The sequence below is a fragment of the Leclercia sp. UBA2479 genome (assembly GCF_002341985.1).
Taxonomy (GTDB): Bacteria; Pseudomonadota; Gammaproteobacteria; order Enterobacterales; family Enterobacteriaceae; genus Enterobacter; species Enterobacter pneumoniae.
Genome location: NZ_DDPB01000006.1, coordinates 477,047 through 493,284 on the forward strand (window position 1 = coordinate 477,047; position 16,238 = coordinate 493,284).

13 protein-coding genes are annotated in these 16,238 nt (G+C 55.7%); all 13 read left to right on the plus strand.

The window, feature by feature from the left end; translation table 11 throughout:
* Nucleotides 1-5 precede the first annotated feature (5 nt).
* The 13 genes from B3B59_RS07180 to lpxC all read left to right on the plus strand — a co-directional run bounded on the left by B3B59_RS07180 (nt 6) and on the right by lpxC (nt 16,074).
* Entirely contained in the window at nt 6-1,772 is a 1,767-nt protein-coding gene (locus tag B3B59_RS07180) for a peptidoglycan glycosyltransferase FtsI (protein ID WP_040077175.1), read from the plus strand.
* The gene (gene murE, locus B3B59_RS07185; protein WP_286808522.1) at nt 1,759-3,246 is read left to right on the plus strand and encodes a UDP-N-acetylmuramoyl-L-alanyl-D-glutamate--2,6-diaminopimelate ligase; all 1,488 of its coding nucleotides are present in this window, start codon (nt 1,759-1,761) and stop codon (nt 3,244-3,246) included. The genes B3B59_RS07180 and murE overlap by 14 nt, the downstream gene beginning before the upstream one ends.
* Nucleotides 3,243-4,601, plus strand: a complete 1,359-nt coding sequence (murF, locus tag B3B59_RS07190; protein ID WP_263616175.1) for a UDP-N-acetylmuramoyl-tripeptide--D-alanyl-D-alanine ligase — start codon at nt 3,243-3,245, stop codon at nt 4,599-4,601. Before murE ends, murF begins: the two co-directional genes overlap by 4 nt.
* Nucleotides 4,595-5,677, plus strand: coding sequence for a phospho-N-acetylmuramoyl-pentapeptide-transferase (gene mraY / locus B3B59_RS07195; RefSeq protein WP_040077172.1), 1,083 nt, complete (start codon nt 4,595-4,597; stop codon nt 5,675-5,677). The genes murF and mraY overlap by 7 nt, the downstream gene beginning before the upstream one ends.
* A 2-nt stretch (nt 5,678-5,679) precedes the next feature.
* Nucleotides 5,680-6,996 (plus strand): UDP-N-acetylmuramoyl-L-alanine--D-glutamate ligase, encoded by a 1,317-nt coding sequence (gene murD / locus B3B59_RS07200; RefSeq protein WP_286808524.1) that lies wholly within the window; start codon nt 5,680-5,682, stop codon nt 6,994-6,996.
* A complete protein-coding gene (gene ftsW / locus B3B59_RS07205) occupies nt 6,996-8,240 on the plus strand; it encodes a cell division protein FtsW (protein ID WP_040077170.1) in 1,245 nt (414 codons plus the stop codon). Before murD ends, ftsW begins: the two co-directional genes overlap by 1 nt.
* Nucleotides 8,237-9,301, plus strand: coding sequence for an undecaprenyldiphospho-muramoylpentapeptide beta-N-acetylglucosaminyltransferase (gene murG / locus B3B59_RS07210; RefSeq protein WP_207292996.1), 1,065 nt, complete (start codon nt 8,237-8,239; stop codon nt 9,299-9,301). The genes ftsW and murG overlap by 4 nt, the downstream gene beginning before the upstream one ends.
* Nucleotides 9,302-9,357: 56 nt before the next feature.
* Nucleotides 9,358-10,833, plus strand: coding sequence for a UDP-N-acetylmuramate--L-alanine ligase (murC, locus tag B3B59_RS07215; protein WP_040077168.1), 1,476 nt, complete (start codon nt 9,358-9,360; stop codon nt 10,831-10,833).
* The gene (locus B3B59_RS07220; protein WP_233801969.1) at nt 10,826-11,746 is read left to right on the plus strand and encodes a D-alanine--D-alanine ligase; all 921 of its coding nucleotides are present in this window, start codon (nt 10,826-10,828) and stop codon (nt 11,744-11,746) included. The genes murC and B3B59_RS07220 overlap by 8 nt, the downstream gene beginning before the upstream one ends.
* Before the next feature lies 1 nt (nt 11,747).
* A complete protein-coding gene (gene ftsQ / locus B3B59_RS07225; RefSeq protein WP_046884983.1) occupies nt 11,748-12,587 on the plus strand; it encodes a cell division protein FtsQ in 840 nt (279 codons plus the stop codon).
* Nucleotides 12,584-13,840 (plus strand): cell division protein FtsA, encoded by a 1,257-nt coding sequence (ftsA, locus tag B3B59_RS07230; RefSeq protein ID WP_046884982.1) that lies wholly within the window; start codon nt 12,584-12,586, stop codon nt 13,838-13,840. The genes ftsQ and ftsA overlap by 4 nt, the downstream gene beginning before the upstream one ends.
* Before the next feature lie 63 nt (nt 13,841-13,903).
* Nucleotides 13,904-15,055, plus strand: coding sequence for a cell division protein FtsZ (ftsZ, locus tag B3B59_RS07235; RefSeq protein ID WP_040077163.1), 1,152 nt, complete (start codon nt 13,904-13,906; stop codon nt 15,053-15,055).
* 101 nt (nt 15,056-15,156) lie between these two features.
* A complete protein-coding gene (gene lpxC, locus B3B59_RS07240; RefSeq protein WP_040077161.1) occupies nt 15,157-16,074 on the plus strand; it encodes a UDP-3-O-acyl-N-acetylglucosamine deacetylase in 918 nt (305 codons plus the stop codon).
* Nucleotides 16,075-16,238: the final 164 nt, after the last annotated feature.

A 16,238-nucleotide genomic window follows, 5' to 3' on the forward strand; every position in this document is an offset into this window, starting at 1 on the left:
GACGCATGAGAGCAGCGGCAAAAGCGCTAAAACCAAAACGTCAGGAAGAACAGGCCAGCTTTATCAGCTGGCGTTTTGCGTTGTTATGCGGCTGTATCTTACTGGCGCTGGGCTTTCTGCTGGGGCGGGTGGCGTGGCTACAGATCATCGCACCGGATATGCTGGTACGTCAGGGGGACATGCGCTCCCTTCGCGTACAAGAGGTCTCGACATCACGAGGGTTGATCACCGATCGTTCTGGTCGTCCGCTGGCCGTCAGCGTGCCGGTAAAAGCGATCTGGGCCGATCCGAAGGAGCTGCATGACGCCGGCGGGATCTCTCTGGATAACCGCTGGAAAGCACTCTCTGACGCGCTCAAAATGCCGCTGGATCAGCTCGCCGCGCGGGTGAATGCCAACCCGAAAGGGCGATTCATCTATCTGGCGCGCCAGGTCAATCCTGATATGGCTGATTACATTAAAAAGCTGAAACTGCCGGGGATCCATCTGCGTGAAGAGTCACGCCGTTACTATCCGTCAGGGGAAGTTACCGCTCACCTCATCGGCTTTACCAACGTGGATAGCCAGGGTATTGAAGGCGTCGAGAAGAGTTTCGATAAATGGCTCACCGGCCAGCCAGGCGAGCGTATCGTGCGTAAAGACCGCTATGGCCGCGTCATTGAAGATATCTCCTCTACCGATAGCCAGGCGGCACACAACCTCGCCCTCAGCATCGATGAGCGTCTGCAGGCGCTGGTTTACCGTGAGCTGAATAACGCCGTCGCTTTCAACAAAGCTGAATCAGGTAGCGCTGTGCTGGTCGACGTCAGCACCGGCGAAGTGCTGGCGATGGCCAGCAGTCCTTCCTATAACCCGAACAATTTCGCCGGTACCGCCAAAGACGCAATGCGTAACCGGTCCATTACCGACGTGTTTGAACCGGGTTCAACCGTGAAGCCTATGGTCGTCATGACCGCCCTGCAACGCGGTATCGTCAATGAAAACACGGTGCTGAACACCGTTCCTTATCGAATTAACGGCCACGAAATCAAAGACGTGGCGCGCTACAGCGAATTGACCCTGACCGGGGTTCTGCAGAAGTCGAGTAACGTCGGTGTTTCTAAGCTGGCGTTAGCGATGCCGTCCTCAGCGTTAGTAGAAACTTACTCACGTTTTGGGCTAGGAAAGGCGACCAATTTGGGGTTGGTCGGAGAACGCAGTGGCTTATATCCTCAAAAACAACGGTGGTCTGACATAGAGAGGGCCACCTTCTCTTTCGGCTACGGGCTAATGGTAACCCCGTTACAGTTAGCGCGAGTCTACGCAACGATTGGCAGCTATGGCATCTATCGTCCGCTGTCGATTACCAAAGTTGATCCCCCGGTCCCCGGCGAGCGTGTCTTCCCGGAGTCTATCGTACGTACGGTTGTGCATATGATGGAGAGCGTGGCGCTGCCAGGCGGCGGCGGGGTCAAAGCCGCAATTAAAGGCTATCGTATTGCGATTAAGACCGGTACAGCGAAAAAAGTAGGGCCGGACGGTCGCTACATTAATAAATACATTGCCTATACCGCAGGCGTAGCGCCTGCAAGCAATCCGCGTTTTGCGCTGGTGGTAGTAATTAACGATCCACAGGCGGGTAAATACTACGGTGGCGCCGTTTCCGCGCCGGTGTTTGGTGCCATCATGGGCGGCGTTTTACGTACCATGAACATCGAACCGGATGCGCTGGCAACGGGCGAGAAAAGTGAATTTGTAATTAATCAAGGTGAGGGAACAGGTGGCAGATCGTAATTTGCGCGACCTTCTTGCTCCATGGGTGCCAAACGCACCGGAGCGAGCACTGCGGGAGATGGTACTCGACAGCCGTGTGGCTGCATCGGGCGATCTCTTTGTAGCGGTGGTCGGTCATCAGGCGGACGGGCGTCGGTATATCCCGCAGGCGATTGCGCAAGGTGTAGCTGCCATTATTGCTGAGGCAAAAGATGAGGCGACCGACGGTGAAATCCGTGAAATGCACGGCGTGCCGGTAATCTTTCTCAGCCAGCTGAATGAGCGTCTCTCTGCACTGGCAGGGCGTTTTTATCATGAACCGTCTGAACAACTGCGTCTTATTGGCGTAACCGGTACGAACGGCAAAACTACCACCACGCAGCTTATGGCGCAGTGGGCGCAGCTGCTTGGCGAGACCGGTGCGGTGATGGGCACCGTCGGTAATGGTTTGCTGGGCAAAGTGATCCCAACAGAAAACACCACCGGCTCTGCGGTTGACGTCCAGCACGTGCTGGCGGGTCTGGCAGGGCAGGGGGCAACCTTCGCTGCAATGGAAGTCTCTTCTCACGGGCTGGTTCAACATCGTGTGGCGGCGCTGAAGTTTGCCGCCTCGGTGTTCACCAACCTGAGCCGCGATCACCTCGATTATCACGGTGATATGGAAAATTACGAGGCCGCGAAATGGCTGCTCTATTCTACTCACCACTGCGGTCAGGCGATCATTAATGCCGACGATGAAGTCGGCCGCCGCTGGCTAGCTAAGCTGCCGGACGCTGTTGCCGTGTCGATGGACGATCATATCAACCCGAACTGTCATGGCCGCTGGCTAAAAGCCACGGAAGTGGACTACCACGACAGCGGTGCAACCATCCGTTTCGCCTCCTCCTGGGGCGAAGGCGAAATTGAAAGCCGTCTGATGGGCGCGTTTAACGTTAGCAATTTGCTACTGGCGCTGGCAACGCTGCTGGCACTGGGTTATCCACTCGCAGAACTGCTTAAAATCTCTGCTCGCCTGCAGCCGGTATGTGGCCGCATGGAAGTCTTCAGCGCACCGGGTAAACCGACCGTAGTGGTTGATTATGCCCACACTCCGGACGCACTGGAGAAGGCGCTGCAGGCAGCTCGTCTGCACTGTGCCGGCAAACTCTGGTGCGTGTTTGGCTGTGGCGGCGATCGTGATAAAGGCAAACGTCCGTTGATGGGCGCCATCGCGGAAGAGTTTGCAGACATTCCGGTCGTGACGGATGACAACCCACGTACCGAAGAGCCGCGCGCCATCATTAACGATATCCTGGCCGGGATGCTGGACGCCGGACGTGCTCGCGTTGTTGAAGGGCGCGCCGAAGCGGTCACTAACACCATTATGCAGGCCGGTGAAAACGACGTGGTCTTGTTGGCGGGTAAAGGGCACGAAGATTATCAGATCGTGGGGACCAACCGTCTGGACTACTCCGATCGTGTGACCGCAGCGCGTCTGCTGGGGGTCGTAGCATGATTAGCGTATCGCTAAACCAACTCGCCGGCATTTTGCACGGTGAACTACAGGGACAGGATCTGACCTGTGATGCGGTAACAACGGACACCCGTAAAATCACCCCAGGGTGCCTGTTTGTGGCACTGAAGGGCGAGCGTTTTGACGCTCATGATTTTGCCGATCAAGCCAAAGAGGCCGGCGCTGGCGCACTGTTAGTGAGTCGTAAGCTGAATGTCGATTTGCCCCAGGTGGTGGTGAAAGATACCCGCCAGGCGTTTGGTGAACTGGCGGCATGGGTGCGCCAACAGGTCCCTACGCGGATCGTGGCGCTGACCGGTTCATCCGGTAAAACCTCGGTTAAGGAGATGACCGCGGCCATTTTGAGCCAATGCGGTAATACTCTCTACACTGCCGGGAACCTGAATAATGACATCGGTGTGCCGATGACTCTGCTGCGTCTGACGCCAGAGCATGAGTATGCCGTGATTGAGCTTGGTGCTAACCACCAGGGCGAAATCGCCTGGACCGTCAGCCTGACTAAACCGGAGGCGGCGTTAGTCAATAATCTGGCGGCCGCTCACCTCGAAGGGTTTGGCTCGCTCGAAGGCGTGGCGAAAGCGAAGGGCGAAATCTATACCGGTCTGCCGCAGAACGGTATCGCCATCATGAACGCCGATAATAACGACCAGTTGAACTGGAAGAGCGTGATTGGCGATCGCAAAACCTGGCGATTTTCACCGAATGCCGCCAACAGCGACTTTACGGCAACCAATATCCATGTGACCTCGCACGGTACAGAGTTCACCTTACAAACGCCAACCGGCAGCACGGACGTTCTGCTGCCGTTGCCGGGGCGCCATAACATCGCCAACGCGCTGGCCGCGACGGCGCTGGCCATGGCGGTCGGTGCTCCCCTGAGCGCTATCAAAACCGGACTGGCAAATTTGACCGCGGTACCAGGTCGTCTGTTCCCGGTCCCACTGGGGGAAAACAAACTGCTGCTGGACGACTCCTATAACGCCAACGTCGGGTCGATGACCGCTGCGGTTCAGGTGCTGTCCGAAATGCCGGGCTACCGCGTGCTGGTGGTCGGTGATATGGCAGAGCTGGGTGATGAAAGCGTTGCGTGTCACCGCCAGGTGGGGGAAGCAGCGAAAGCTTCAGGTATTGATCGCGTGTTAAGCACCGGAGCATTAAGCCAGACACTTAGTGAGGCAAGCGGCGCAGGTGAGCACTTTGCTGACAAAGCCGCCCTGATCACCCGCCTGAAGGCGTTGATTCAGGAAAAACAAATCATCACCGTTTTGGTGAAAGGTTCACGTAGCGCAGCCATGGAAGACGTTGTGCGCGCATTACAGGAGAATGGGACATGTTAGTTTGGCTGGCCGAACATTTGGTCAAATATTATTCAGGCTTTAACGTCTTTTCCTATCTGACGTTTCGCGCCATTGTCAGCCTGCTGACTGCGTTGTTCATCTCTTTATGGATGGGCCCGCGCATGATTGCCCATCTGCAAAAGCTCTCTTTCGGCCAGGTTGTCCGTAACGATGGTCCGGAATCACACTTCAGCAAACGTGGTACGCCAACCATGGGCGGCATCATGATTCTGACGGCGATCGTCGTTTCCGTGCTGTTGTGGGCCTACCCGTCTAACCCCTATGTCTGGTGTGTGCTGGTTGTGCTGGTGGGCTACGGGATTATTGGTTTTGTCGATGATTACCGCAAAGTGGTACGCAAAGATACCAAAGGGCTGATAGCCCGCTGGAAATACTTCTGGATGTCGGTGATTGCGCTGGGTGTGGCATTCGCGCTCTACCTGGCCGGCAAAGATACCCCGGCCACCGAGTTGGTGGTGCCGTTCTTCAAGGATGTGATGCCACAGCTGGGGATCTTCTACATCCTGCTGGCTTACTTCGTCATTGTGGGTACCGGTAATGCGGTGAACCTGACCGATGGTCTGGACGGCCTGGCTATTATGCCGACTGTCTTCGTGGCTGGCGGGTTTGCGCTGGTGGCGTGGGCAACCGGGAATATGAACTTCGCGAACTACCTGCACATTCCTTATCTGCGTCATGCCGGCGAGCTGGTGATTGTCTGTACGGCGATTGTGGGCGCGGGGCTCGGATTCTTGTGGTTCAACACCTATCCGGCGCAGGTCTTTATGGGTGACGTCGGTTCGCTGGCGCTGGGTGGTGCACTGGGCATCATCGCCGTGCTGCTGCGTCAGGAGTTCTTGCTGGTGATCATGGGAGGGGTGTTCGTGGTTGAAACCCTGTCAGTGATTTTGCAGGTGGGCTCATTCAAGCTGCGCGGTCAGCGCATCTTCCGTATGGCGCCGATTCACCATCACTATGAATTGAAAGGCTGGCCGGAGCCGCGCGTGATTGTGCGCTTCTGGATTATTTCGCTGATGCTGGTGCTGATTGGCCTGGCAACGCTGAAGGTACGTTAATCATGGCAGATTACCAGGGTAAAAAAGTCGTTATCATCGGGCTGGGCCTTACCGGGCTCTCCTGCGTGGACTTTTTCCTTGCGCGCGGCGTGACGCCGCGCGTAATGGATACGCGTATCTCTCCGCCTGGGCTGGACAAACTGCCGGAACAGGTTGAACGCCACCTTGGTGGTCTTAATGATGACTGGCTGCTGGCAGCCGATCTGATCGTTGCCAGCCCCGGTATGGCGCTGGCGCACCCTTCGTTAAGCGCCGCAGCCGATGCGGGCGTTGAAATTGTGGGTGATATTGAACTGTTCTGCCGTGAAGCACAGGCGCCAATCGTCGCCATTACCGGCTCTAACGGTAAAAGCACCGTCACGACCCTCGTGGGTGAGATGGCAAAAGCGGCAGGCGTGAGCGTCGGTGTCGGCGGAAACATTGGATTGCCCGCCTTAATGCTGCTCGATCAGGGACGCGAGTTGTATGTTCTGGAGCTTTCCAGCTTCCAGCTGGAAACCACCTCCAGCCTGAAGGCCGTGGCCGCCACGATCCTCAACGTAACCGAAGATCATATGGACCGTTACCCGTTTGGTCTGCAGCAATACCGTGCAGCCAAACTGCGGGTTTACGAGAATGCAGAAGTTTGTGTGGTTAACGCCGATGATGCGCTGACCATGCCGGTTCGCGGCGCCGATGAGCGCTGCATCAGCTTTGGTATCAACATGGGTGACTATCATCTGAATCGTCAGCAGGGCGAAACCTGGCTGCGCGTGCAGGGTGAAAAAGTGCTGAACGTAAAAGAGATGAAGCTCTCCGGGCAGCATAACTACACCAATGCGCTGGCCGCACTGGCGCTGGCGGATGCCGCCGGGTTACCGCGTGCGTCCAGTCTGAAAGCCCTGACCACCTTTACCGGCCTTGCTCACCGATTCCAGCTGGCGCTGGAACACAACGGCGTGCGCTGGATCAACGACTCCAAAGCCACCAACGTGGGTAGCACCGAGGCGGCGTTGAATGGCCTGCACGTAGAGGGTACGCTGCATCTGTTGCTTGGCGGTGATGGCAAATCGGCTGACTTCTCCTCTCTGAAACCGTATCTGAAGGGCGACAACGTGCGCCTTTACTGCTTCGGCCGGGATGGCGCAGAGCTGGCGGCATTACGTCCGGAGGTCGCACAGCAGACAGAAACCATGGAACAGGCGATGCGCCTGCTCGCCCCCACGCTGAAGCCGGGCGATATGGTGTTGCTCTCTCCTGCCTGCGCCAGCCTTGATCAGTTTAAAAACTTTGAACAGCGTGGCGATCTCTTCACCCGCCTGGCGCAGGAGTTAGGCTGATGCGTTTATCTTTCCCTCGCCTTCGCCTGCCGCGCCTTCCGGGATTCGGTATCCTGGCGTGGATCTTCGCGGCGCTGAAAGGCTGGGTCATGGGCTCACGGGATAAAGATTCCGATAGCCTTATCATGTATGACCGTGTGCTGCTCTGGCTTACGCTGGGGCTGGCCGCTATTGGCTTTATTATGGTGACCTCCGCCTCGATGCCCGTGGGGCAGCGTCTGGCGAACGATCCTTTCCTGTTTGCCAAGCGTGATGGTTTGTACATTATTCTCGCATTCTGTCTGGCGATGGTGACACTGCGTCTGCCGATGGAGTTCTGGCAGCGGCACAGCACCGCAATGCTTATCGCCTCTATCGTCATGCTGCTGATTGTTCTGGTGGTGGGCAGTTCTGTTAACGGGGCATCGCGCTGGATTGCCTTTGGCCCGCTGCGTATTCAGCCTGCGGAGTTTACCAAACTGTCGCTCTTCTGCTATCTGGCCAACTACCTGGTGCGTAAAGTCGATGAGGTGCGTAACAACCTGCGCGGCTTTTTAAAACCGATGGGCGTGATTCTGGTGCTGGCGGTATTACTGCTTGCGCAGCCTGACCTGGGTACCGTGGTCGTGCTGTTTGTCACCACGCTGGCCATGCTGTTTCTCGCTGGCGCCAAATTGTGGCAGTTCATCGCCATTATCGGGATGGGCATCTCTGCCGTCGTGCTGTTGATTCTGGCTGAACCCTACCGTATCCGCCGCGTCACCTCGTTCTGGAATCCGTGGGAAGATCCCTTCGGCAGCGGTTATCAGCTCACCCAGTCATTGATGGCGTTTGGACGGGGTGAATTCTGGGGGCAGGGGCTGGGGAATTCCGTCCAAAAACTTGAGTATTTACCGGAGGCACATACCGACTTCATCTTCTCCATCATTGGGGAAGAACTGGGTTATATCGGTGTGGTATTAGCACTTTTAATGGTATTCTTCGTCGCTTTCCGCGCCATGTCGATTGGCCGAAAAGCGCTGGTGATTGACCATCGCTTCTCGGGCTTTCTGGCGTGCTCGATCGGGATCTGGTTCAGTTTCCAGGCTCTGGTGAACGTCGGCGCGGCGGCCGGCATGCTGCCCACAAAGGGGCTGACGTTGCCGTTGATCAGTTATGGTGGCTCGAGTCTGTTGATTATGTCGACCGCCATTATGTTTTTGCTACGTATAGATTATGAAACGCGTCTGGAGAATGCCCAGGCGTTTACACGAGGTTCACGATGAATCAACCGAAGCGGTTAATGGTGATGGCAGGCGGTACCGGCGGACATGTCTTTCCGGGGCTGGCGGTTGCGCACCATTTGATGGATCAGGGCTGGCAAGTACGCTGGCTAGGAACCGCAGACCGCATGGAAGCCGATCTGGTGCCGAAACATGGTATCGAGATCGACTTTATTCGTATTTCCGGTCTTCGGGGCAAGGGACTGAAAGCTTTGCTGCTCGCACCGGTACGCATTTTCAATGCCTGGCGTCAGGCGCGCGCCATCATGAAACGCTTTAAGCCGGACGTGGTGTTGGGCATGGGCGGTTATGTCTCTGGCCCGGGTGGCCTGGCGGCATGGTCGTTGGGTATCCCCGTTGTGCTGCATGAGCAGAACGGTATCGCGGGCCTCACCAATAAATGGCTGGCGAAAATTGCCAGCAAAGTGATGCAGGCTTTCCCGGGAGCGTTTCCGAAAGCCGATGTCGTGGGTAACCCGGTGCGCGTTGATGTGCTGGCGCTGCCGCTACCCCAGGCGCGACTCACCGGTCGTGAAGGGCCGGTGCGGGTGCTGGTCGTCGGAGGCTCGCAGGGCGCGCGCGTGTTGAACCAGACGATGCCGCAGGTGGCCGCGAAGCTGGGTGAGGCTGTGACAATTTGGCATCAAAGCGGTAAAGGCGCTCAGCAGACCGTTGAGCAAGCTTATGCAGAGGCCGGTCAGCCGCAGCATAAGGTCACCGAATTTATCGACGACATGGCCGCCGCTTACGCCTGGGCCGATGTGGTAGTTTGCCGCTCTGGTGCATTGACGGTAAGCGAAATCGCTGCCGCCGGTTTGCCGGCGCTGTTTGTGCCGTTCCAGCATAAAGACCGTCAGCAGTACTGGAATGCGTTGCCACTTGAAAAAGCGGGCGCCGCAAAAATCTTTGAACAGCCGCAGTTTACCGCAGATGCGGTCGCCACCACCCTGGCGGGCTGGAACCGGGAGACATTACTGGAGATGGCGCAGCACGCACGCGCGGCCGCGATCCCGGATGCCACCGAGCGGGTAGCAAAAGAAGTGAGCCTGGCAGCCCAGGCTTAACCCTCGCAGCGCGTGTTGCGCTGCACGAATTTTAAGTAGTCGATGGCGTTTAGAGAATGAATACACAACAACTGGCGAAACTGCGTTCAATCGTGCCCGAGATGCGTCGCGTCCGGCACATTCACTTCGTTGGCATCGGCGGCGCCGGTATGGGCGGTATTGCCGAAGTGCTGGCGAATGAAGGTTACCAGATCAGCGGTTCTGATCTGGCGCCGAACCCTGTTACGCAACAGTTGGCGTCGCTTGGCGCAACAATCTATTTCAACCATCGCCCGGAAAACGTCAGTGACGCGAGCGTGGTGGTGGTATCCAGCGCGATTTCTGCCGATAACCCGGAGATTGTGGCTGCGCACGAAGCGCGTATCCCGGTAATCCGCCGCGCCGAAATGCTGGCTGAGTTGATGCGTTTCCGTCACGGCATCGCTGTTGCCGGAACTCACGGTAAGACCACGACGACGGCGATGGTCTCCAGTATTTATGCCGAAGCGGGTCTCGATCCAACGTTCGTGAACGGCGGGCTGGTCAAAGCGGCAGGCGTGCATGCACGTCTGGGTCACAGCCGTTACCTGATTGCTGAAGCGGATGAAAGTGATGCGTCATTCCTGCATTTGCAACCGATGGTGGCGATTGTTACCAACATCGAAGCCGACCACATGGATACTTACCAGGGCGATTTCGAAAATTTAAAGCAAACATTCATCAACTTTTTGCACAATCTGCCGTTTTATGGACGTGCAGTAATGTGTGTGGACGATCCGGTCATCCGCGAGCTGCTGCCGCGAGTGGGGCGTCAGATAACTACTTACGGCTTCAGTGAAGATGCCGATGTGCGCGTTGAGAACTATCAGCAGATTGGCGCTCAGGGACACTTTACCTTGGCCCGCCAGGATAAAGAGCTGGTGCAGGTCACGCTGAACGCGCCGGGTCGCCATAACGCGCTAAACGCCGCGGCGGCGGTTGCCGTAGCAACGGAAGAGGGCATTGAAGACGAGGCAATTTTGCGCGCGCTGGAGAGCTTCCAGGGCACTGGCCGTCGTTTTGATTTCCTTGGGGAGTTCCCGCTGGCAGAGGTTAACGGCAAAACCGGTACCGCTATGCTGGTAGATGACTATGGTCATCACCCTACGGAAGTGGATGCCACCATTAAGGCGGCGCGTGCCGGCTGGCCAGATAAAAATCTGGTGATGGTATTCCAGCCTCATCGCTATACCCGTACCCGCGATCTCTATGATGACTTCGCTAACGTCCTGTCACAGGTGGATGCCCTGCTGATGCTGGATGTTTACTCTGCGGGTGAAGCGGCAATTCCGGGCGCGGACAGCCGTTCGCTGTGTCGTACCATTCGTGGGCGCGGTAAGATTGACCCGATTCTGGTCCCCGACCACGCACAGGTAGCGGCGATGCTCGCCCCCGTGCTGACCGGTAATGATTTGATTCTGGTTCAGGGTGCGGGAAATATCGGCAAGATCGCCCGTAACTTAGCTGAAATCAAACTGAAGCCGCAAAATTCGGAGGAAGAACGCCATGGCTGATAAGATCGCCGTCCTGCTTGGCGGGACTTCCGCTGAACGCGACGTTTCTCTGAACTCTGGCGCAGCAGTACTGGCGGGTCTTCGCGAAGGTGGCATTGATGCGCACCCGGTCGATCCAAAGGAGACGGATGTCACGCGCCTGAAAGAGATGGGATTTGATAAGGTTTTCATCGCCCTCCACGGTCGTGGCGGTGAAGATGGCACCCTGCAGGGGTTACTGGATTTGATTGGCTTGCCCTATACCGGCAGTGGCGTCATGGCGTCGGCCATTTCTATGGATAAGTTGCGCAGCAAATTGTTGTGGCAGGGTGCGGGCTTACCGGTCGCGCCATGGGTTGCTGTTACGCGCCGCGAATTTGAATTAGGCCTGCCAGACAGCGTTATTTCGCGAATTGCCGCGCTGGGTTTGCCGGTTATTGTTAAGCCCAGCCGCGAAGGCTCCAGCGTTGGCATGTCTAAAGTGGACAATGCAGGCGATATATCTTCGGCATTAGCGCTGGCATTTCAACATGATGAAGAAGTTCTGATTGAAAAATGGCTCAGCGGGCCGGAATTTACCGTCGCCATGCTTGGTGAAGAAATTTTACCGTCGATTCGTATCCAACCAGCCGGAACCTTCTATGATTATGAGGCGAAGTATCTCTCTGATGAGACGCAATATTTCTGCCCTGCAGGTCTGGAAGAGAAGGATGAAGCGCAGTTACAGTCTCTGGTCCTTAAAGCATGGACTGTTTTAGGTTGTCGCGGTTGGGGTCGTATTGATGTGATGCAGGACAGTGATGGGCAGTTTTACCTGCTGGAGGCGAACACCTCTCCAGGAATGACCAGCCACAGCCTGGTGCCCATGGCGGCGCGTCAGGCGGGCATGAGTTTCTCCCAGCTTGTTGTACGTATTCTGGATCAGGCGCGCTGATATGTCTCAGGCTGCGCTGAACACGCGAAATCGTGACGAAGAGGAAGAGTATTCGTCTCGTCGCAATAATGGAACGCGTCTTGCAGGGATTATCTTCCTGCTTGCCGTGCTATGTACCGTGTTTGTCAGCGGCTGGATGGTGCTGGGCTGGATGGAAGATGCGCAGCGGTTACCCCTGTCGAAACTGGTGGTGACCGGCGATCGTCATTACACCCGTAACGATGATATACGCCAGTCAATCCTGGCGTTGGGATCGCCGGGAACCTTTATGACTCAGGACGTCAACATCATCCAGAGCCAGATTGAACGTCTGCCGTGGATAAAACAGGCAAGCGTACGCAAGCAGTGGCCCGATGAATTGAAGATTCATCTGGTTGAATTTGTGCCCATTGCGCGGTGGAATGATCAGCATATGGTTGACGCAGACGGAAATTCCTTCAGCGTCCCTGCCGATCGCGTCAGCAAGCAAAATTTACCCATGTTATATGGGCCGGAAGGCAGCGAAAATGAGGTGCTGGAAGGTTTTCGTAACATGGGGCAGGTGTTGGCTAAGGATCGGTTTACGTTAAAGAATGCGGCGATGACAGCGCGACGTTCATGGCAGTTAACGCTGACGAATGACATCAAGCTTAACCTTGGCCGCGGCGACACCATGAAGCGTCTGGCGCGATTTGTAGAACTCTATCCGGTTCTGCAACAACAGGCGCAGGCCGATGGCAAACGGATAAGCTACGTTGATTTGCGCTATGACTCAGGCGCGTCGGTGGGGTGGATCCCGGCGCCGGATGAGGAAACCAGGCAGCAACAAAATCAGGCACAGGTACAGGCAGAACAACAATGATCAAGGCGACGGACAGAAAACTGGTAGTTGGACTGGAGATAGGCACCGCGAAGGTAGCCGCTTTAGTAGGGGAAGTTCTGCCCGACGGTATGGTCAATATCATTGGCGTGGGCAGTTGCCCGTCTCGTGGTATGGATAAAGGTGGGGTAAACGACCTCGAGTCGGTGGTGAAGTGCGTACAGCGCGCCATCGATCAGGCAGAATTAATGGCAGACTGCCAGATTTCCTCTGTGTATCTGGCGCTCTCTGGCAAGCATATCAGCTGCCAGAATGAAATCGGTATGGTGCCGATTTCAGAAGAAGAAGTGACACAGGAAGACGTTGAGAACGTGGTCCATACGGCGAAATCCGTGCGCGTGCGTGATGAGCATCGCGTCCTGCATGTGATCCCGCAGGAATATGCCATCGACTATCAGGAAGGCATTAAAAATCCGGTCGGGCTTTCAGGCGTACGTATGCAGGCAAAAGTGCACTTGATCACATGTCACAACGATATGGCGAAGAACATCGTCAAAGCCGTTGAACGTTGTGGCCTCAAAGTTGACCAACTTATTTTCGCCGGTCTGGCAGCCAGTTATTCGGTGTTGACTGAAGACGAACGTGAACTGGGCGTCTGTGTCGTGGATATCGGCGGTGGTACAATGGACATGGCGGTGTATACCGGTGGTGCATTGCGTCATACCAAAGTGATCCCGTATGCGGGTAACGTGGTAACCAGCGATATCGCTTACGCCTTCGGCACGCCACCGAGCGATGCAGAGGCGATTAAAGTGCGCCATGGCTGTGCGCTCGGCTCTATCGTCGGTAAAGACGAGAGCGTTGAAGTGCCAAGCGTAGGGGGACGTCCTCCTCGCAGTCTGCAGCGTCAGACTCTGGCAGAGGTTATTGAGCCGCGTTACACCGAGCTGCTGAACCTTGTTAACGAAGAGATTTTGCAATTACAGGAACAGCTTCGCCAGCAGGGAGTGAAACATCATCTTGCGGCGGGGATTGTATTAACCGGCGGTGCGGCGCAAATTGAAGGTCTTGCGGCCTGCGCACAGCGCGTGTTCCATACGCAGGTGCGTATCGGGGCCCCGCTGAATATCACCGGTCTGACAGATTATGCCCAGGAGCCCTATTACTCTACGGCCGTGGGCCTGCTTCACTACGGGAAGGAAACCCATCTCAGCGGTGAAGCAGAAGTGGAAAAACGTGCGTCGGTGGGGTCGTGGATTAAACGAATCAACACCTGGCTACGAAAAGAGTTTTAATTTTTTTAAGAGACCGGAGAGAATTAACGGTTTCGGGCGACAGGCACAACGGAGAGAGAAACTATGTTTGAACCTATGGAATTAACCAACGACGCGGTGATTAAAGTCATCGGCGTCGGTGGCGGCGGCGGTAACGCCGTAGAGCACATGGTGCGTGAACGCATCGAAGGCGTGGAATTCTTTGCAGTTAACACCGACGCTCAGGCCCTGCGAAAGACGGCTGTCGGCCAGACGATTCAGATCGGTGGCGGCATCACGAAAGGTCTGGGCGCTGGGGCTAACCCGGAAGTCGGCCGTAACGCAGCCGAAGAAGACCGTGAAGCACTGCGTGCTGCGCTGGATGGTGCAGACATGGTGTTCATCGCAGCTGGCATGGGTGGTGGTACCGGCACGGGTGCTGCGCCAGTGGTGGCTGAAGTTGCAAAAGATTTAGGTATTCTGACCGTTGCTGTCGTCACTAAGCCTTTCAACTTTGAAGGCAAAAAACGTATGGCGTTTGCGGAGCAGGGTATTACTGAGCTGTCCAAACATGTGGACTCGCTGATTACTATCCCGAACGACAAGCTGCTGAAAGTGCTGGGTCGCGGTATCTCCCTGCTGGATGCCTTCGGTGCTGCGAACGACGTGCTGAAAGGCGCCGTTCAGGGTATCGCTGAGCTGATTACCCGTCCGGGTCTGATGAACGTCGACTTTGCAGACGTTCGCACCGTGATGTCCGAAATGGGCTACGCGATGATGGGCTCCGGCGTGGCAAGCGGTGAAGACCGTGCTGAAGAAGCCGCAGAAATGGCGATCTCTTCTCCGCTGCTGGAAGATATCGACCTCTCTGGTGCGCGCGGCGTGCTGGTTAACATCACCGCCGGCTTCGACCTGCGTCTGGATGAGTTCGAAACGGTGGGTAACACCATTCGTGCGTTCGCTTCCGACAACGCGACCGTGGTTATCGGTACCTCTCTGGATCCAGAGATGAACGACGAACTGCGCGTTACCGTTGTTGCAACTGGCATCGGCATGGACAAGCGCCCTGAGATCACGCTTGTCACTAACAAACAGACTCAGCAGCCAGTTATGGATCGCTACCCGCAGCACGGTATGACCCCGCTGACGCAGGAGCAGAAACCGGCCGCGAAAGTGGTTAATGACAATACACCGCAAACCCAGAAAGAACCGGATTATCTGGACATCCCAGCGTTCCTGCGTAAGCAAGCTGACTAGGATTAGGCTGGAATTTGGGGATTTGCGCTCTTTGTGCTAAACTGCCCTGCCGATAGTGATATACACTCTCGGTTGGATAAGTAATTTGGCGAGATTATACGATGATCAAACAAAGGACATTAAAACGTATCGTTCAGGCGACGGGTGTCGGTTTACATACCGGCAAGAAAGTCACGCTGACGCTGCGCCCTGCGCCGGCAAACACCGGGGTCATCTATCGTCGCACCGACTTGAATCCACCGGTAGATTTCCCGGCCGATGCCAAATCTGTGCGTGATACTATGCTCTGTACTTGCCTGGTGAACGAGCATGACGTGCGGATTTCTACCGTAGAGCACCTTAACGCCGCGCTGGCGGGTCTGGGTATCGACAACATTATTGTTGAAGTCGATGCGCCAGAAATCCCGATTATGGACGGCAGTGCTGCACCGTTTGTCTATCTGTTGCTGGATGCCGGCATCGAAGAGCTGAACAGTGCGAAGAAATTTGTTCGTATCAAAGAGACCGTTCGCGTTGAAGATGGCGACAAATGGGCTGAATTCAGACCGTTTAATGGTTTTTCGTTGGACTTTACCATCGACTTTAACCATCCGGCGATTGATTCCAGCACCCAACGTTATGCGATGAACTTCTCTGCTGATGCGTTTATGCGTCAAATCAGTCGCGCCCGTACTTTCGGGTTCATGCGTGATATCGAATATCTGCAATCCCGTGGCCTGTGCCTGGGCGGCAGCTTCGATTGTGCCATCGTTGTTGACGATTATCGCGTACTGAATGAAGACGGCCTGCGTTTTGAAGATGAATTTGTTCGTCACAAAATGCTGGATGCGATTGGCGACCTGTTTATGTGTGGTCACAACATTATTGGTGCATTTACCGCGTATAAATCCGGTCATGCGCTGAACAATAAACTGTTGCAGGCTGTACTGGCTAAACAGGAAGCATGGGAATATGTGACCTTCCAGGACGAAGCAGAACTGCCGCTGGCGTTCAAAGCACCAAGCACTGTTCTGGCCTAACGGTTACACCCGTTAACTAAAATAGACTGGTTAACCTGGCACTCTCTCCGGCCAGGGATACCAGTCTTTTTTGTTTTTGTCTTTCCGGAATTTTGCGGTCAACGGCGCGTTTGCTGGTTTCATGACCATTTTTAACTCTCTCTGTGCCTCATTACTGCTGCTGT

Bases quoted from the DNA above. Each gene is read 5' to 3' on its own strand.
- B3B59_RS07180 (WP_040077175.1), top strand. From the start codon at position 6: ATGAGAGCAGCGGCAAAAGCGCTAAAACCAAAACGTCAGGAAGAACAG.
- murF (WP_263616175.1), top strand. From the start codon at position 3,243: ATGATTAGCGTATCGCTAAACCAACTCGCCGGCATTTTGCACGGTGAA.
- mraY (WP_040077172.1), top strand. From the start codon at position 4,595: ATGTTAGTTTGGCTGGCCGAACATTTGGTCAAATATTATTCAGGCTTT.
- murD (WP_286808524.1), top strand. From the start codon at position 5,680: ATGGCAGATTACCAGGGTAAAAAAGTCGTTATCATCGGGCTGGGCCTT.
- ftsW (WP_040077170.1), top strand. From the start codon at position 6,996: ATGCGTTTATCTTTCCCTCGCCTTCGCCTGCCGCGCCTTCCGGGATTC.
- murG (WP_207292996.1), top strand. From the start codon at position 8,237: ATGAATCAACCGAAGCGGTTAATGGTGATGGCAGGCGGTACCGGCGGA.
- murC (WP_040077168.1), top strand. From the start codon at position 9,358: ATGAATACACAACAACTGGCGAAACTGCGTTCAATCGTGCCCGAGATG.
- B3B59_RS07220 (WP_233801969.1), top strand. From the start codon at position 10,826: ATGGCTGATAAGATCGCCGTCCTGCTTGGCGGGACTTCCGCTGAACGC.
- ftsQ (WP_046884983.1), top strand. From the start codon at position 11,748: ATGTCTCAGGCTGCGCTGAACACGCGAAATCGTGACGAAGAGGAAGAG.
- ftsA (WP_046884982.1), top strand. From the start codon at position 12,584: ATGATCAAGGCGACGGACAGAAAACTGGTAGTTGGACTGGAGATAGGC.
- ftsZ (WP_040077163.1), top strand. From the start codon at position 13,904: ATGTTTGAACCTATGGAATTAACCAACGACGCGGTGATTAAAGTCATC.
- lpxC (WP_040077161.1), top strand. From the start codon at position 15,157: ATGATCAAACAAAGGACATTAAAACGTATCGTTCAGGCGACGGGTGTC.